19 protein-coding genes, 1 tRNA gene and 1 pseudogene are annotated in these 16,550 nt (G+C 58.5%); 11 read left to right on the forward strand and 10 right to left on the reverse strand.

What is annotated here, in order from left to right:
• Positions 1-443: 443 nt before the first annotated feature.
• Entirely contained in the window at positions 444-1,817 is a 1,374-nt protein-coding gene (locus ACTJKM_RS28390) for an enoyl ACP reductase FabMG family protein (RefSeq protein ID WP_440638467.1), read from the forward strand.
• A 36-nt stretch (positions 1,818-1,853) separates the two neighbouring features.
• On the opposite strand, the gene ACTJKM_RS28395 is transcribed toward ACTJKM_RS28390, so the two are convergent.
• The 3 genes from ACTJKM_RS28395 to ACTJKM_RS28405 form a co-directional block, all read right to left on the reverse strand.
• A complete protein-coding gene (locus tag ACTJKM_RS28395) occupies positions 1,854-2,099 on the reverse strand; it encodes an AIR synthase-related protein (protein WP_210179059.1) in 246 nt (81 codons plus the stop codon).
• Positions 2,100-2,487: 388 nt separating this feature from the next.
• A complete protein-coding gene (locus ACTJKM_RS28400; RefSeq protein ID WP_440638469.1) occupies positions 2,488-2,880 on the reverse strand; it encodes a type II toxin-antitoxin system VapC family toxin in 393 nt (130 codons plus the stop codon).
• Positions 2,880-3,122 carry a type II toxin-antitoxin system Phd/YefM family antitoxin gene (locus ACTJKM_RS28405; RefSeq protein ID WP_113511260.1) on the reverse strand — a complete coding sequence of 81 codons (243 nt, stop codon included), beginning with the start codon at positions 3,120-3,122 and terminating at the stop codon, positions 2,880-2,882. The genes ACTJKM_RS28400 and ACTJKM_RS28405 overlap by 1 nt, the downstream gene beginning before the upstream one ends.
• Before the next feature lie 478 nt (positions 3,123-3,600).
• Here ACTJKM_RS28405 and ACTJKM_RS28410 point away from each other — a divergent pair, with 478 nt between their 5' ends.
• From ACTJKM_RS28410 to ACTJKM_RS28425, 4 genes are all read left to right on the forward strand, one after another.
• The gene (locus tag ACTJKM_RS28410; protein ID WP_113511285.1) at positions 3,601-3,900 is read left to right on the forward strand and encodes a hypothetical protein; all 300 of its coding nucleotides are present in this window, start codon (positions 3,601-3,603) and stop codon (positions 3,898-3,900) included.
• Positions 3,901-4,194: 294 nt separating this feature from the next.
• On the forward strand, positions 4,195-4,689 hold the full coding sequence (locus ACTJKM_RS28415; protein WP_440638472.1) for a hypothetical protein: 495 nt from the start codon (positions 4,195-4,197) through the stop codon (positions 4,687-4,689).
• Between the two features lie 244 nt (positions 4,690-4,933).
• Positions 4,934-5,218 (forward strand): hypothetical protein, encoded by a 285-nt coding sequence (locus ACTJKM_RS28420; RefSeq protein ID WP_440638474.1) that lies wholly within the window; start codon positions 4,934-4,936, stop codon positions 5,216-5,218.
• 350 nt (positions 5,219-5,568) lie between these two features.
• The gene (locus ACTJKM_RS28425) at positions 5,569-5,805 is read left to right on the forward strand and encodes a hypothetical protein (protein ID WP_058327206.1); all 237 of its coding nucleotides are present in this window, start codon (positions 5,569-5,571) and stop codon (positions 5,803-5,805) included.
• A gap of 444 nt (positions 5,806-6,249) precedes the next feature.
• On the opposite strand, the gene ACTJKM_RS28430 is transcribed toward ACTJKM_RS28425, so the two are convergent.
• On the reverse strand, positions 6,250-6,459 hold the full coding sequence (locus ACTJKM_RS28430) for a cold-shock protein (protein WP_058321929.1): 210 nt from the start codon (positions 6,457-6,459) through the stop codon (positions 6,250-6,252).
• A gap of 511 nt (positions 6,460-6,970) precedes the next feature.
• Here ACTJKM_RS28430 and ACTJKM_RS28435 point away from each other — a divergent pair.
• The 4 genes from ACTJKM_RS28435 (at position 6,971) to ACTJKM_RS28450 (ending at position 10,542) form a co-directional block, all read left to right on the forward strand.
• Positions 6,971-7,273, forward strand: coding sequence for a tyrosine-type recombinase/integrase (locus tag ACTJKM_RS28435; RefSeq protein ID WP_440638477.1), 303 nt, complete (start codon positions 6,971-6,973; stop codon positions 7,271-7,273).
• 68 nt (positions 7,274-7,341) lie between these two features.
• Positions 7,342-7,437, forward strand: a tRNA-Sec gene (locus ACTJKM_RS28440).
• A gap of 232 nt (positions 7,438-7,669) precedes the next feature.
• Complete coding sequence (locus tag ACTJKM_RS28445) at positions 7,670-9,763, forward strand: oxidoreductase (protein ID WP_113511264.1); 2,094 nt, start codon at positions 7,670-7,672, stop codon at positions 9,761-9,763.
• Positions 9,764-10,131: 368 nt separating this feature from the next.
• Positions 10,132-10,542, forward strand: a complete 411-nt coding sequence (locus tag ACTJKM_RS28450; RefSeq protein ID WP_440638481.1) for a GFA family protein — start codon at positions 10,132-10,134, stop codon at positions 10,540-10,542.
• A gap of 186 nt (positions 10,543-10,728) precedes the next feature.
• Here ACTJKM_RS28450 and ACTJKM_RS28455 read toward each other — a convergent pair.
• A pseudogene (locus ACTJKM_RS28455) lies at positions 10,729-10,881 on the reverse strand (LysR substrate-binding domain-containing protein); the annotation flags it as partial.
• A 138-nt stretch (positions 10,882-11,019) separates the two neighbouring features.
• Entirely contained in the window at positions 11,020-11,190 is a 171-nt protein-coding gene (locus ACTJKM_RS28460; RefSeq protein ID WP_192495308.1) for a hypothetical protein, read from the reverse strand.
• A gap of 393 nt (positions 11,191-11,583) precedes the next feature.
• Between ACTJKM_RS28460 and ACTJKM_RS28465 the strand changes: the two genes are divergently transcribed.
• A complete protein-coding gene (locus tag ACTJKM_RS28465) occupies positions 11,584-11,688 on the forward strand; it encodes an AraC family transcriptional regulator (RefSeq protein ID WP_082663505.1) in 105 nt (34 codons plus the stop codon).
• A 42-nt stretch (positions 11,689-11,730) separates the two neighbouring features.
• Positions 11,731-12,957 carry a bifunctional alpha/beta hydrolase/OsmC family protein gene (locus ACTJKM_RS28470; protein WP_440661434.1) on the forward strand — a complete coding sequence of 409 codons (1,227 nt, stop codon included), beginning with the start codon at positions 11,731-11,733 and terminating at the stop codon, positions 12,955-12,957.
• A 140-nt stretch (positions 12,958-13,097) separates the two neighbouring features.
• Here the strand turns inward: ACTJKM_RS28470 and ACTJKM_RS28475 are convergent, their stop codons facing one another.
• The 4 genes from ACTJKM_RS28475 to ACTJKM_RS28490 all read right to left on the reverse strand — a co-directional run bounded on the left by ACTJKM_RS28475 (position 13,098) and on the right by ACTJKM_RS28490 (position 16,472).
• Entirely contained in the window at positions 13,098-13,628 is a 531-nt protein-coding gene (locus ACTJKM_RS28475) for an isochorismatase family protein (RefSeq protein WP_440661435.1), read from the reverse strand.
• Positions 13,629-13,867: 239 nt separating this feature from the next.
• Positions 13,868-14,611, reverse strand: a complete 744-nt coding sequence (locus ACTJKM_RS28480) for an amino acid ABC transporter ATP-binding protein (protein WP_057249868.1) — start codon at positions 14,609-14,611, stop codon at positions 13,868-13,870.
• Positions 14,608-15,582 carry an amino acid ABC transporter permease gene (locus ACTJKM_RS28485; protein ID WP_057249870.1) on the reverse strand — a complete coding sequence of 325 codons (975 nt, stop codon included), beginning with the start codon at positions 15,580-15,582 and terminating at the stop codon, positions 14,608-14,610. The genes ACTJKM_RS28480 and ACTJKM_RS28485 overlap by 4 nt, the downstream gene beginning before the upstream one ends.
• A gap of 59 nt (positions 15,583-15,641) precedes the next feature.
• Positions 15,642-16,472, reverse strand: coding sequence for a transporter substrate-binding domain-containing protein (locus ACTJKM_RS28490; RefSeq protein ID WP_440638485.1), 831 nt, complete (start codon positions 16,470-16,472; stop codon positions 15,642-15,644).
• Between the last annotated feature and the right edge of the window lie 78 nt (positions 16,473-16,550).

The following is a 16,550-nucleotide window of genomic DNA, read 5'->3' on the forward strand; positions in this document are numbered from 1 at the left end:
CGATCATGATCGTGGCCGCCACGCGTCCTCACCGCCGAATGCCTGTGCTGCTGTCGGCTCAGCCAATCTTCTTCGTCTAACGTGCAATCGGTTCGAATGTCTGTATGTCTGTCTGCCATGGGGAGGTCCGTGGCGCACGACAACCGACGACGAATCACCCCCAAAACGGTGGACACTCCCGGGATGCGTTCGGGGGTTATCGAGCAGCGGCCGCTCCTGCCTTCGGGCTTGGAACATTCGGCGTTGAGGTCATGAGACAGGAAAGCACCCACCCAAAACGCCAGAATTGCTGCGCTAAGGCGCTCGCTTTCCTTGCGCGACTTCACGTTTTGAAATGAACCGTCACTTAAAATGACTTCCTATTCCGGGCAAGTGTGGTCATGTGACGCTCAAAGTTCGTCTGAGTCACCCCTCGACGACCAACGGACCAAAGAGCTGACAGTATGAAAAACCCGATCGCATTGAACCGTCTTGCCGAAAACAGCGTCTTTCGCAAAGGAGATGTTTTCGTCCTCTTCGGCGAGTTGTTCGGTCGCGGATACGCGACTGGCTTGCTCGACGAAGCCCGGCGGGCTGGTATGGAAATCGTGGGGATCACGGTCGGAAGGCGCGATGAGAACAACGCGCTGCGGCCTCTGGACGCCGAGGAACTCTGCGCCGCCGAAGAGCGGCTGGGCGGTAAGATCATCAACATCCCTCTGATGGCGGGCTTCGATCTCGACGCTCCGGCCGGTGGCCCAACCCCGACCGATCTTCTCGCGGACATGACGCTAGAGAGCTGGCAAGACGACAAGCTCGACTGGGACTACATTAAGCAGTGCCGGGACATCGCCACCGCGCGGTTCACGAATGCGCTCAAGCAGGTTATGGCCGTTCTCGACGGAATGATCGCCGGCGGCCGCAACGTCTTTTTCGCCCATACAATGGCCGGAGGCATCCCGAAGGCGAAGGTCTTCCTGGTCATTGCCAACCGAATCTACAAGGGCCGTGGTGCCCGCCACATGTCGTCGCAAGCCCTGCTCGACAGCGATATGGGCAAGCTCATCCTGCAGAATTTCGACGAAGTCTCCGCAATCACCTTCCGACATCTCATCGACTTCAGCACGGCGATCCGCGAGCGCATCGAGGCATCGGGCGGTCAAGTCCGCTATACGGCCTATGGCTACCATGGAACGGCCGTCCTGATCGACGGCAGCTACCGTTGGCAGACCTACACTAACTACACGCAAGGCTACGCCAAGATGCGGCTCGAAGGCATCGCGCGGGATGCCTGGACCGCGGGTGTCAAGGCGACCGTCTATAACTGCCCCGAAATCCGGACCAATTCGTCCGACGTCTTCACTGGCATCGAGCTCCCACTGATACCGCTACTGCTTGCGTTGAAGAAAGAGAACGGCGGCCATTGGGCGGAGCACCAGTGGCAGGCCTGCCAGCAGCTTCTGGCAGACGGCTTCACGATGAAGGATGTGTTCCAGAAAATTACCGACATGCAGGCCAATGAAGTCATGCGTCCATTTTACGACTTCTCGGCGTGGCCCATGGCGAACAGTCAAGCACAGTCCGATCTGACGATCGGCACGTCCAACGAGATCACACAGATGCATCGCGACGGCAAGGTCATGATCAGCGACCACCTGAGTGCTCTTGTGGTCGAGGCGACGGGCCAGCTTATCTTCGGCGCGTCGTCGGAACCGTCCGGTCCCGTCCAATGGCTCAACCACGACATCGTCGCGCGCCGGCTCAACGCTTCCCACATGCAATGGGAATCGCCCTCGGTCGCGGAAGGGGCGCAAGACTCTCAGCTCGAAGTGGCCTGAAAGCGGCCCGCCCGCAGGCGCGGTCGACAACGCGTACTACGCGACCACCAACGCCACATTCCCCGTCGCGGCCTCTCCGATTACGGCCGCGTCGAACCCATGCTTGCTGAAGACGTCAAGCACTTCAGGCGCGGACGATCGCGAACAGGCGACGAGCAGACCGCCGCTTGTCTGCGGGTCGGATAACAGCGCATAAATCCCCATCGCCGCGACCTGTTCGAGCGCTGAGGAGAGGAATCGTTTTCGGTGGGACGGCCGGACTTCAAGTTCTATCGCCAGCAATTGTGGGCGTCCCAAGAAATGCCAAATTGCGAGGCGTAGCGCTCGATTTTGTACTCGTGCGTATCTCGCCGTTCTTCATGGTGCTACCGAGTAGGGTAACAAATCGGTAGCAATCCCTTGAGCGAAGTTGCGACGGCGGGAGCGTATCAGCGCTTTCAAACCTCCACAACCGCGCGCAATTCAACCTTAAGTCTGGGGGAAGACCGTTACCAAACAAGCAGAACGTTTGGGCGCTTTAATGCCGCGGGCGCAAACGTGCCGCGTGTCGATATCTGTCCAATTGCAAAGGTAATTACCCCTAGAAGGGCCTACGCCTCGGTGCAGCCGAGGAACGCCGGAATTCGTCAACATCGGCTCGCTCCGTATGGAGCGAGCAGGCGATTTCGAGCTACTTTTGCATACAGCGAATGGGGGCCGGATACTGCCCGACCAGTTCATCGACAGTCAACAGGGTGACACCCTCCACGATCGATTGAGCGACCAAAATCCGATCAAAGGGGTCCTTATGGATCGCTGGCAGTCCATCCACCGCTACTGCGTGTTCGCTGGTGATTGGGAGCTCTTGGTAGCCGTTATCGATGAGACCGCGGCGAAGTAGGCGAGGGTCCACGATAAAATCGGCGCGGCCAAGCCCGCGCTTAATGGCCACCTCCCAAAGACTCGCCGCGCTAAATAGCAAAACATTGTCGATATTCTCGATTTCAGCCAGAGCAGCGGGCGGCAGTTTTCCAGGCTCTCCCGCAGCCAAAAGCAGAAGATGCGTATCGAGCAGGAGTTTCATCATTCGCCGCCAAACAGTTTCTCGATATCTTCGCCACCCATCCGATCAAAGTCTTCCGGTACGGAAAACTGCCCCGCCATGAATCCGACGCGACGAGTTTCGTCGGCGGCAGGTGCCTCGACCGCAACGACCTTCACCAACGGCTTACCCGCTTTGGCGATGATAAAGGACTCGCCTTTCGCCGCTTTCTCAATGAGCCGGGACAAATGAGTTTTCGCCTCGTGAATATTTACAGTGTGCATGGCCAATCTCGAACTTAGTCTTACAAACTTAGTTCGAATCCTGCCTGATAGCAAGCTGGTCACGCCGAAGAATTCACTTTGACGCCAAGCTGATCCGAAAACGCAGGCAACTAGAGGGATCCCAGAGCGCGCCCCGCCCCAGCACTGCCGCGCTCTGGGGCCCGTTGCAAGCTTCCCAGCTAAGCTGCGCCGTATTGGACCTTTCGGGTTGAAGTTGGAAAAACCTCGGACTTAGGTCGGGTGCGCTCGGGCAAAGGTCCTATCCGCATTGCCGAATCTGATTTCGCCCGCCATTGCTGCCCAAGCACTAACGGTATCGGAAGCCCCCGCCGTTGGCGCCAGAGATCCCAGAGCGCGACCCCAGCCCCAAGCGACCCAGCGCTCTGGGGTCCACCTCAGGGCTAGGTTCCGCAACGGTCGAGCCGCGACGGTTCATCTGTGGTTCAGGCCAAGCTGAGAACTAGAGAGGATGCGTCAAATGAAAAAGCTATTCCCCACCCTCGGAGCCGTGGTCCTAGCGGCATCTTTCGTGCTACCGCTAAACGCCGCGCCGATCTTCGTGCCAAAATCCGAACATGTGCGGGCTGGCGATGTCGAGCAGGTAAGGCACCGGAAACATCGTCATGAGCACGCGGATCGCCACTGGAAACGGCCGTACGCCCACCGTCCCTGCGATTACTACGGCCGGTGCTACCCCCGCTATTCCCGGTATTACGGCTATCGAGATTATTACCGCTACGAACGGCGACAAGGCGTGACCGTCTATTTTAACTACTAGCCGCAACGCTCGCATGCTTAACACCGCCCCGGGGAAACCGGGACGGACGTTCGATTGAGGCGTGATACGTGGAGATTGCCGAGGCCCCGCCGGGGACCGCGAACCTCTTCAATCGTTCGAAAGGGTTGTAGACGTCAGGCCGGAGGCACGGCATTGTCGCAGCGTCACGGCGGCAACTTCTTTGGTTGTTTTGCGGCCGGATCGGCGCATACTGTCTCTATCGCTGGGCAGTATTTAGGGCCCCGACGACTGGAAGACTTCACGCTTTCGCCCCAGGTTACAGGAGGTCGCGTGATGTCTCCCACGACCCACTCAAAGGTACTTCTCCCTCACGAGATCAACCAGATCGAACAGATCTTCGTGGACGTCCTGCGCGGGCTCGGCCTGTCGCGGAATTGCGAGGCCGCAGAGGCAATCGGAAGGCGTATTATCAGCTGTTACCAAGGCGGCACTCGGGAGAGCGGCGCTCTGAAACACATGATCGGCTACTATAAATCGGCGGCGGTGGAAGAGAACGCGGACTCGCTTACGCGCGGCACCCGGGAGGTTTCGATCCAGGAGATTGCCGGCCAGCCACTCAGCCCCGACGAGCTTGATATGCTCCAACGGACATTCGATCGGGCGTGCATCTGGTGTCGGATCCCGCGCTCTGGAAAACGCGCCGAAAGCCTGGCCCGGCATATTGCCAATCAATTCCGCAATGGGGTGAGCGACGAGGCTGCGCTGTTCGACAACGCGATGTGGCGGGAGCAAACGTCCCGCAGCTCTTTCTATCAGTCGGATGCATAGGGAACATTCCGGATCGGTGGCCGTTGTTTGCATTGCCGATGACCCCAGGGATCAAAGGCTGGGGTTCCATCGACAGTTTTAAGAATGCGGCCCCTTAATGTAGCACGGTTGGTATAGTACGCGCGCTCTGAGACCCCGTCGGAAGCGACGGGGTCATTTCTTTGAGGCAAGCACTTCGGCTTAGGTCTGATACTCCCCCGCAAAGGTCCTGATCCGGTAGTCAACCGGCATGCGATGACCGTCGATGACGTCGAATGAAGTCCCGGATTTCGTGAATGAGTTGATCGCGGCTGGGTGCGAGATCACGGCCATTGGGCACAAGATTTACGTGATAGGCGAGGCGAAGGATTCCGCAACCGCAGAGGTTCGTCGGACAACAGAAAAATACGGGGACCGTGATCCGCTGAGGTTGGAGATTATCGCCATAGCCATCACGATTGTGCTCATCACAGCCGCTGTGCTGATCTGGTTGATTCTGTCGCTCACGTATGCGCGACAGAGCTCCTACAAAACCCTGAATTTCTACTGAAAGTTTAAGATCTAATATACGCCGAACGACGTGAGAACGCGCCGTGTACGAAAGAGGATTTCTAACCCGTTAGGATTAGTGCGAATTTGACACCTGTCAGATCCTGAAGTCGTCGCCTGTCGGTTGAGAAACCAGGCAAAGCAGCCTCTAATACGCACTAGAACGATCTGTGAACAACTTTTGTGCCAAAGCACAACACCTCAACCCAATAAATTTTTGGGCTTATTCCGTTCAGGAATGACTGAACTCATACCGGCCGCTCCATGACTCGGTGAGACGACAGGCCTTGCCTACAGTCGTAATTTGTGGCGCCATCAAAATCCCTGCCGGCAACAATTCGGGGAATTCCAATGAAAGGCCCACAACCGATTATCCTGGATCAGGTCCTATCCGATTTGATCAGGGGCCAGATTGAGCAACGCCACACAAACGAACTTCGGGCCATTCTCTCCACCGGCAATGAGATTACGATGCACGGACCCTTTACCATTGGGCGCGACTTCATCATCTACAAAACCGCGAAGGATAACAGCGGCAAGTGGGCAATGACCCCCTTTGCTCATATCGTGCAATTGGTAATTACGTAGACCTCGGCGCTTAGCTTCGGCCTTACCTAATTGCGACCACACGGCGAGAAAGTGTGGTATACCGGACACAACCGGCCCCCTCCCTAGCCGCACGGACCGCGAGGCCTTAAAGGGCGCTTGCGCGTCTTATTGCCAGAAATGGCGAACTGACAATGGCGACGAATGCGATTTTCGCGCTACTCATCGCGTCCATGGGCGTTTTTATGGTTTCAGACCCGCGCCGACTATCTTCACTGGTTATGAAACACCACCTAGCGCGGCCAAATCCGACCGCATCGACAGCGTACCCCGTTGATGCAATCGAACGGCGACCACCCTGCGCAGACGGCGGCCCTTGGGTGGGCACTTTGTCAATAAAAAAGGCCGGGCAAACCCGACCTTCTACATATCGCCTCAATAGCCAGTGCCAGTACATCCGTGGTCAATGGCCAGAAGCGATATTTGTTAAGCAGCAGAAAGGTTGTCCGCTGCGCTCTTGCCGGATCTACCATCCTGCACGATTTCGAAACTGACCTTCTGACCTTCGACAAGTGACCTCATCCCAGCCCGTTCAACTGCGGATGCGTGAACGAAGACGTCCGTTCCGCCGTTGTCAGGGGCGATAAAGCCAAAGCCTTTGGTGCTGTTGAAGAACTTTACGGTTCCAATGTTCATAACAATTTCCTTTCAATCGCAATTGAATTTCCTGGCCGACATGGCGTCAGCCAAGCGTTAGATCGATTTTGAGAGAAAGGTCGGCTTGAACGCCAAAGCGAGGAAACAAAGCTCAACAAGCAAGATCGATGCGCAACTCCTACAGGCACAATGTGTCGTCAACAAGTCGGCATCCGCGGTAGGATCGATCTAGCTTCTGGTCTGGAGAGGAAGCCGAGGCTGTCCCCGCCTGCTCCCATAGCCGAGCATAGTGCGACCCGGCGTGGTAGAGGTGTGGCGTAAGACGAGGAGAGATAGCGGCTCTCCGCTGGAAGCCATCGATTTCGCGGGGGCCAGAGCATCAATTGTAGAGAGTGCGGAGCAAAGAGCTGAAGGTGTTCATTAAAGGAGCCCAAGTCGGGCCGTGGGCGGGTGTTGACCTCTCACCGTCGGTGGTTACCGCACTCATCAAGCAAAGCAGGCAGAGGGGCTGCTGGCGTTAGGGGTTAGAAGCGACGACGACACCTTCATCGTGAGCGACTTTGAGGGGCAGCCGCTCAAGCCGCGAAAGCTGACCGATGGCTGGCTGAGCTTCCTCGAAGGACTGAACCTCCCGCACGAAAGATTCCACGATCTGCGCCACACACATGCGACCCAGTTGCTTGCGGCAGGCGTCCGTCCCAAGATTGCTAGCGAGAGACCCGGACACTCGATAATCGGTATTACGCTCGATCTTTATTCGCATGTGATGCCGGGTATGCAGGCAAATGCCGCCGCGCAGATTGACGAGATGATCCGGCGTGCGGTAGGGGACTCTAGCGAAAGCAAAGGGTAGCAAATCGGTAGCGAACACCGGCTATGAACTCACTCGCCTCTGGCGAAAGAGTAATGAAATCAAGCCCCGGAAGGAAATCGTCTCCGGTGGGACGGCCGGACTTCAAATCCGGTTGGGGCAGCGAGCCTGTCCCGGGTGGGTTCGACCCCCACTCCCCTCCGCCAAGGCGATCAGCGCGTTGAACGCGAAAATCTCGCCCAATTTGAGGATTAATCGGGGTCGGGCCGACTGTCGCCTGCGCGGGATCATGACGGAGCGCAATGACATCAAAACAATTTACCATGGAAGAAACTATACAATTGTATAGCAATGATCTTGCGACGCGGCCACACCCGGTTATTCTGGGCTTCGGCGGCCTCGGCCGCCTCAATCAAATCTCTAATCCTGGTAGTAGCGATGTCCCGCTTCGATATTCTCTTCGAACCCGTCAAGATCGGCCCGGTCACGGCGCGTAACCGCTTCTACCAGGTCCCGCACTGTTCCGGCATGGGATACCGTTATCCCAACGCAGAGGCCCACCTGCGCGGCATGAAAGCCGAAGGTGGGTGGGCGGTCGTCTCGACCCAGGAAGCGGAAATCCATCCAACCTCGGACCTGACGCCGGCCAACGAAGCGCGTCTTTGGGACGAGGGCGACCTGCCGGCGCTCTCGGCCGTCACCGAGCGCATCCATCACCATGGCAGCCTGGCGGCCATCCAGCTCGTGCATAATGGCCTGCATGTCGCCAACCGCTTCAGCCGCATGATCCCGCTTGCCCCGTCGCATGCCATCAGCGACAGCCTCGACCCCGTCCAGGCGCGAGCGATGGACAAGGCCGACATCGCTGACATGCGCCGCTGGTATCGCAATGCCGCGTTGCGTGCCAAGAGAGCCGGTTTCGACATCATCTATGTCTATGCCGGCCACGACATGAGCGTGCTGCAGCACTTCCTGTCGCGCCGCCACAATGATCGCAGCGACGAATATGGCGGCTCCTTCGAAAACCGGCTGCGGCTTTTCCGGGAGATTCTGGAGGATACCCGCGAGGCGATCGGCGATACCTGTGCACTCGCCGTACGCCTCGCAGTCGACGAACTGATGGGCCCATCCGGTATTACCAGCGAAGGAGAAGGCAAGGACATCATCTCGGCGCTCGCCGATCTTCCCGACCTATGGGACGTCAACCTTTCCGACTGGTCCAACGACAGTCAGACGGCCCGCTTCTCCGAAGAAGGCTACCAGGAGCCCTATATCCGCTTCGTCAAATCCGTCACGACCAAGCCGGTGGTCGGCGTTGGGCGCTATACCTCACCGGACAGCATGGTGCGGGTGATCCGCCAGGGTATTCTCGACTTCATCGGCGCGGCACGCCCGTCGATCGCCGATCCCTATCTGCCGAAGAAAATCGAGGAAGGACGCATCGACGACATCCGCGAATGTATCGGCTGCAACATTTGCACTTCCGGCGACAATACCAACGTGCCGATGCGCTGTACGCAGAATCCGACAATCGGCGAAGAGTGGCGCAAAGGCTGGCACCCCGAGATTATTGCAACGTCGCTGGCGCCCGAGCCGGCGCTCATCATCGGTGGCGGCCCGGCGGGTCTCGAGGCGGCGCGTGCTCTTGCCCAACGCGGCGTCGACGTCGTACTCGCCGAGGCGGGCGGAGAATGGGGCGGACGGGTCGCGCGCGAATGCCGCCTGCCAGGGCTTGCGACCTGGGGCCGCGTACGCGACTGGCGCATCGGGCAATTGGGCACGCAGGTGAATGCCCAACTCTACCTGCACAGCCCGCTGAGCGCCGACGACGTTCTTCAGTACGGCATGCCTCATGTCGCAATTGCCACCGGCGCGAACTGGCGATGCGACGGCGCCGGCCGCACCCACCGCCTGCCCCTCGAATTCCTTTCCGAAGGCGCCCTCGTTTCGCCCGACGCCCTTCTTGTCGACGGCGCCGCGGCCGTGTCCGTCGACGGTCCGGTCGTAATCTTCGATGACGATTGCTTCTATATGGGCAGCGTGCTTGCTGAAATGCTGGCCAGGGCTGGCCGGGCCGTGACATTCGTGACGCCCGAAGCCCAGGTTTCGCCGTGGAGCAAGAACACGCTGGAACAGGGACGGGTTCAAAGACGTCTCATCGAACTCGGCGTGGATATCATTCCTGCCATGGCGCTTGCCGGGCGCACGAAGGACCGGCTTGAGCTTTCCTGCGTCTATAGTGGAAAGACGCGGCAGATCGACTGCGTCACACTTGTCCCGATCACGGCTCGGCTGCCCGATGAAACCTTGTGGCATGACCTGAAAGCACGGGAAGCGGAATGGGCCGATGCGGGGATCAAGACTGTTGTCCGGCTAGGCGACTGTCTGGCGCCCGGCCTGATCGCCGCCGCCGTCTATTCGGGTCACGAATATGCCCGAACCTACCAGGAGCAGATCGACAGGGATTGCCCTCCTTTCCTGCGCGAAGACATAGCAGTGCTTCACGACAGGCTGGGTGGCTGGAACCGATAGCGGGCGCGCCGGTGCGCGTTGCCCTCAGCACAACCATCGCATTAAAGCTCGACGTTCGAGTTGCAAATACGCGCCTGCCGGCTTGCGCGCATTCACGATCCTGAAGGCAATTCTGTTGAACTCTGGGACCCCTGAGTAGTGATGAACGGTTCGCTGTCCATGCGCAGATAACCTCGAAGAACCGTCCATACGTCCTCGTATAGTTTTCCTCTAGACCGTGGAATGTCGCGCACTACTTAGTCATTTTGGCGCGCCTGAAATTATATCAGGCCGCAGCCTCTTCGCGTTCTCTGCCGCAAGGATCTGTGGCTCGGATCTGCCCTTCGCCCCTCCAACGTATTTTCACCACGCAAGCGGGAGGACTTTCCATGGCCACTGCCCAATGCACCTGTGGCGCTCTTAGACTGACGATTGGCGAACTGCCGCAATTGACCGCGCTGTGTCACTGTTTGGCTTGTCAGCGAAGAACTGGCGCGCCATTCAGCGCCAATGCGTTCTACTCTGTCGACTGCATCGAGATTTCCGGAGCGTCTACGGAATTCGTTCGCACGGGCGACAGCGGAGGCAAGGTGCGAATGTATTTTTGCCCAACATGCGGTTCTACCGTCTTTTGGAAGGCCGAGGCCGCACAATCCTGGATCGGGGTGGCGGTCGGCTCATTTGCCGACCCGACCTTCGCGCCACCTGCCCTGTCGGTGTTCGAACAATCGAAGCACAAGTGGGTGCAGATTGACGAAAAGGTCAGGCATTTCAAAGGCCTTCCGACCGGCCAAGACTAGTGCCGACGATACCTGACGAGAGTGTCGAGGCGTGCGTGAGAGCGAGCATGGTTGCGCGCCCTCCCGGCCGCGCGTCGCCATCACACTTGGCTTTGGATCCACTGCAAGAACTTGCTGATCGCCTTCTCGCGCGCGCTGCTCCAGATGCACGAGATACCATCCGCCCGGCTGCATGACATCCGAAGCGAGCGGGGCAACGAGTGTACCGTTGGCAATGTCTGCCTCGACCGAAAACTGCGGCACGACCACCACGCCTTGTCCATTGGCGGCCGCCTCTATCGCGAGCAGATTGCTATCGAAAAGCGGCGAGGATTTTTGGAAAAGACCGGTCGCTTCCACGCTGGCCGCCCAGGTTGCGGCATCCTCCGCTGCCGTTCCTCTCAAGGGAAAGCGCCAGAATCAGCACGCCGTGGAGCGCAGGTCGATCGGGAAAACAACGCTAATCCAGGCATCGCCGGAGTCAAAGACAAATCGGCCCTAGTGCCCAGGCAAGCTCGGCGGCGCGACAAACTGGTAGTATGACCAAACCCCGATCAACGCGGCTACCAGTGCCAGCCAAATCAACGCCTTTCGCTGCGTTGGACTGACCGGCTTGGCCTCCTTCTTTGGCTTCGGTCGTTCAAACTTGATGATTTTGTTGTCGTCCATCCTGATCCCATCCTGAACAAGCCCACTCAGCACTGCCCGCATGCCCATGCATATAGCGGGCACGGCGTCATTGATACGCCCTCAAGCTCGCCTTCTTGACCTAGGCTCCTGATTTCGCGTCAATAAGACATGAACGCAGGCTCGTCCTGGTTATCGAGACGCGGGAGGCAGGAGCATGGCTGGGCGCCATAGAACCGCAGCATTCCAACGCCGTAGCCCTTTCGGACCGGCCTTCGATGGCGCGAAGATCGTCAGCCTACGGGTCTGTCGCGGTCCTGCCTCAGCAGCGCGTTTCGCCAATCCACCGACATGTCGGCGCATCAGTGGCTGATGCAGAGGCGCATTTCGAAGGCGAAGGAATACCTGATGAGCACCGAATAGTCTGTTGCTCAGATCGCACTTGTCCTAGGGTTTTCCGACCAGGCTCATTTTACCAGGGCTTTCAGCCAGACCGTCGAAATAAGTCCGGCGAAGTGGCGTCGTATGCGATGCCATTGAAGATTAGAGGCAAATGCTTGTTCTCCCCAAAGGAGCATCGCCATGAATTTCAACACTCAACGACTTGAATTTGCTGGACATTCCGGTGCAACCCTCGGCGCTCGTCTCGATTTTCCCAACGGTCCCGTGCGGGCCTACGCGATTTTCGTCCACTGCTTCACCTGCTCCAAGGATCTGGCAGCGGCGCGTCACATCGCGGCCGAACTTGCGCGTGAAGGGATCGCGGTCCTCCGCTTTGATTTTACAGGTTTGGGATCGAGCGAAGGTGAATTCGCCTCAACCAATTTCTCCTCCAACGTTGCCGACCTGCTTTCGGCTGCAGACTATCTGCGCCGACACTTCGAGGCACCGTCACTGTTAATCGGCCATTCCCTCGGCGGCGCCGCAGTTCTCGCCGTCGCCAGAGACATTCCAGAGGTCCGCGCGGTGGCGACGATCGGGGCGCCGGCCGATGTCGGCCATGTCCTGAAGAACTTCGGGACGAGCCTCAAGGACATCGAGGATAGCGGTGCCGCCGAGGTAGATCTTGCCGGGCGCAAGTTCCTGATCAGAAAACAATTCGTCGAAGACGCCCGCGCGCATCGCGTCCTGGATGCTGCGGCGACGCTGAAAAAGCCCCTTCTCATTCTTCATGCCCCGCTGGATCAAACGGTCGGTATCGAGAATGCGAGCGACATCTTCCACGCGGCAAAACACCCCAAAAGCTTTGTCTCGCTGGACAAGGCCGACCATCTGCTAACCGATCCTGCCGACGCCGCCTTCGCCGCCCGGATCATTGCGGAATGGCTGGGCCGCTATCTCGTGGCTGATCCGCCACACGGCGCGAGACCGATGGAACAGGTTCGCGTAATGGAAACGGGAGAAGGCAAATTTCAGAACTCGGTCCAGGCCGGCAGCCATCGCCTTTTTGCCGATGAGCCACAAAGTGCAGGCGGGCTGGATTCCGGTCCATCGCCCTATGACTTTCTCTCGATCGGACTCGCGGCTTGCACCTCGATGACGCTGCGTCTTTACGCCGACCACAAGAAGCTGGCGCTGGGGCGCATCAAGGTGGAAGTCTCGCATTCCAAGATCCACGCGAGGGATTGCGAAGAATGCGCTGCATCCGAAAGCGCCGATGGCGGAAAGATCGACCGGTTCGAGCGGGTCATATCAGTCGACAGCGAGGTGTCGGATGAGGTTCGCGCCAAAATCGTCGAAATTGCCGACAAATGCCCCGTCCATCGAACGCTGGAAGGGATAGCCAAGATAAAGACGGCCGTGAGATAGCCCCGCGGTCTCGCTCATCGGACCGGTACCGAACGCCGCGCAAGGTACGGGGGTCCTCGGCCTACGAGGCAAGAACCACGCCAAGCATGGACATCGTTTGCGTTAGAGGCTGATCGGGCGGAGGTGAAATCAGCGGCGATCTAAACAATGGAAGCCCGTGTGGCGAAGCTCGTCCGGAAAAGTGCGTCGTGCGCAACCGTGTCGGGATCAAAACAGCAGTCACGGACGATGTAGATTTTATAATCTGCATCGCTTGACCACCCGACGCTGGAAAAGAGGACGCCGCTGGTCGCTATCCCAGCCATGACCAGCGTCTTGATGCCTTTTGCCTGCAGGTCTTGGTGCAAAGTGGTGCCATGAAACACGTTGGCGCGCGGACATGCGTATCGCCAGTCGCTTTCGGCTACATCGAGCCCAGTTACGGGCGCCGGGTCACGAAAGTAACCTGTCTTCATGATGTTGCTGATCAACATATTGTTTTCACAGGGTGTCTCATAGTCGATCGCGAAATTCGCGAAGATCGTCGGGTTCTCAGTTTCACGCCACCGCGCAATCAGTGAATTGGTGCGATCGAGGAGATCCGTTGGAACATCGTTTGCCAGGATCGAAAAGACGTCGGCCTGATAGTGCATGATCAACAAAGCCGCATCGGCGACGTCCAAGTCATCCATATATGACACTGCTGTCCTCCCGCTTTCCCGCCCGCTCGCTTCGAAGTAACCAGGTGGCCGAATTCGCAAATCACCGAACGGCCCTCGCCTCACTCAACGCCGACGGGGCTTATCGTGTCAATCAATGCGGCGAGCGATCCGGTTAGCGCTACAGCATCCGACAACACGTTGATCGAGTCTTCCATGCTCCAGGCGACCCCAAAGGCAATCTTGAAGCCTGAAGACGACGAGATACCGTGCTAGTGCTTCAGTATCTGGCTGAGGAACAGCTTCGTCCGCTCGTGCCTCGGATTGGTGAAAAATTCGTCCGGGTTTGCTTCCTCAACTATCTGTCCGGAGTTCATGAAGATCACACGGTCGGCGACCGCCCGCGCAAACCCCATCTCGTGCGTGACGCAGACCATCGTCATGCCGTCCTTCGCCAGGCTGGTCATGGTGTCCAGGACCTCGGACACCATCTCCGGATCGAGCGCGGATGTCGGTTCGTCAAACAGCATCACTGCCGGCTGCATACAGAGCGATCGAGCGATCGCCACGCGCTGCTGTTGGCCTCCAGAAAGCTGGATGGGGAACTTATTGGCCTGTTCCGGAATTCGTACCCGCTCCAGGAATGTAAGCGCTCTTGCCCTCGCCTCCGCTTCCGATACGCCGTTGATCCACATCGGCCCCACCATGCAGTTCATCAGGACGGTCATGTGCGGAAACAGATTGAAATGCTGGAACACCATTCCGACATTGCGCCGCACGTCCGAGACATTGCGCATCTTGGCATGCAGGTTGATGCCGTTGACGACGATCTCACCTTCCTGGTGCGCCTCCAGGCGGTTGAAACAACGGATCAACGTCGACTTGCCGGAGCCGGACGGGCCGCAAATGACGATGCGCTCGCCTTTGCGAACGGTCAGGTTGATATCCGTCAGCACCTGGAAGGCGCCGTACCATTTGGAAACGTTTCTGGCGTCGATGATGGTCTCGGCACTCATCTGACCTTGCTCCTGGCATAGTGACGTTCGATGCGGGACTGGATCAACTCGAGAGCGATGGACAGGGTCCAGTAGAGCATGGCGGCGGATATGAGCATTTCCATGTGCTGGAAAGTCTTCTGGCCCAGTGTGCGGGCGAGAAACATCAGTTCCCAGACACCGATGACGGAGACCAGCGAGCTATCCTTTAGCATCGAGATGAACTGGTTGCCGGTCGGCGGGATGATGACCGGCAGCGCCTGTGGCAGAATGACCTTGCGCATCGTCAGCCCGAAGCCGAAACCGATGGAGCGCGATGCCTCCCACTGGCCGCGGTCGATACTCTGGATGCCGGAGCGGAAGATCTCCGTCATGTATGCGCCGTAGCAGAGCGAAAGTGCCAGAATGCCGGCCGGCACCGCGTCGATGATGAAGCCGAGCTGCGGCAGGCCGAGATAGATCAGATAAACCTGCATCAAGAGCGGAAGGCCGCGAAAGAATGACGTGTAGAAGCTGGCAATCGCATAGGCGAAGCCGTTGCTCGAGAGCTTGGCCACAGCGCCGAGGATGGCGATCGCCGATGCAATCACAATCGAGATCGCTGAAACGTAGACCGTCGTCACTAGCCCCTGCGTGATGAGGAACGGCAACTTCTCCTCGATAAATGGCAGGCTGAGATTGAAGGTCTGGAAGAAGGCGAGGAACAGCGCTAGCAACTCCAGCCAGACGACGGCGATCTGGACCCTGAGGCTCGCAAAACCGATCAGGACGATGTTGAGGCAGAAGAGCACTGCCACGACGAATGCGGTCGCAAAACGACCGTAGAACCCGCTTTCGAGCGGCTCGCCGATCACCGGGCGCATCAGTTCGCCCATCGTCGTGCCGGTCAGGCCGAAAGCCGTAAAGGCAATGAGGACGGTGGCGAAAATACTGGCCACGAACCACGGCTTGTGGACAAGTATTTCGGACTCAACAGTATCCGGATAAAGCATCTTTGGTCCCTTTGGACAAAGGACGGTCCGGTCTCCCGGACCGCCAGATATGGGCTGCCTTACTTCACGATGGTGTAGTCGACGCCGTACCACTTTTCCGAGAGCTTGCTCAGCGTGCCATCGCCCTGCATCGCCTTGATCACTTCGGCGATCTTGTCGCTCAGTTCCTTGTCACCGTGTTCGACGGCGACAGCGAGCGGCTCGTAGAAGACCGGGTCGCCAACCTGCTTGATCGGATAACCGGCCTTGATCGCGTCGCGGATGCTGGGCAGCGACGACACGACCGCATCGAGGCGGACACCGTCACCGAGCCGCAGGTCGTCGAAGGCGGTCGTCGAGTTCGCGTAGGATTTCACTTCCTTCGGCTTGAACGTGTATTCGAAGGCAGGCGCGCCGGCGGCATCGAGTGTCAGATCCTGTTTGGCGTAGGCTTCGAAGGTCGACGTAGCCGTGGCGCCGACAACCTTGCCGTCCAGATCGATCAAACCGACCGTAGGGCTGTCCTTGTGAACGGCCACGGCAGCCGGGGTATAGTAGTAAACCGCCGGGAAATCGAAGACCTTGGCGCGTTCCTTGGTCGGCGTCATCGAGCCGACATGCATGTCCCAGCGTCCCTGCCAGTTGCCGGCAGTGATGATGTCCCAACCGGGCGTGACGAACTCAACGCCGACACCCAGCCGCTTGGCAATTTCCTTGGCGACATCGACGTCGAAGCCGTCCATCTCGTTCTTCTCGTTCATGAAGGACTGCGGCGCCCAGTTGGCGTCGGTCGCTACCTTCAGTGTCTTTGCATCGAGCACGTGGTCGAGCACGGCACCGGCGTGAGCCGGAACGGTCGCGAGCGACAGAGCGAGCGATGCCGCCGCGGTGAGTTTTGCGAATGTGTTCATGCTGTCGTTCCCTTTTGTCGTTCTGTTTTTGACAGGGTCCTCTTCCTGCCATCGGGTTGATCTTCTGTTCTCAGGCGG

The organism is Ensifer sp. 22460 (genome assembly GCF_052044935.1).
GTDB lineage: Bacteria > Pseudomonadota > Alphaproteobacteria > Rhizobiales > Rhizobiaceae > Ensifer.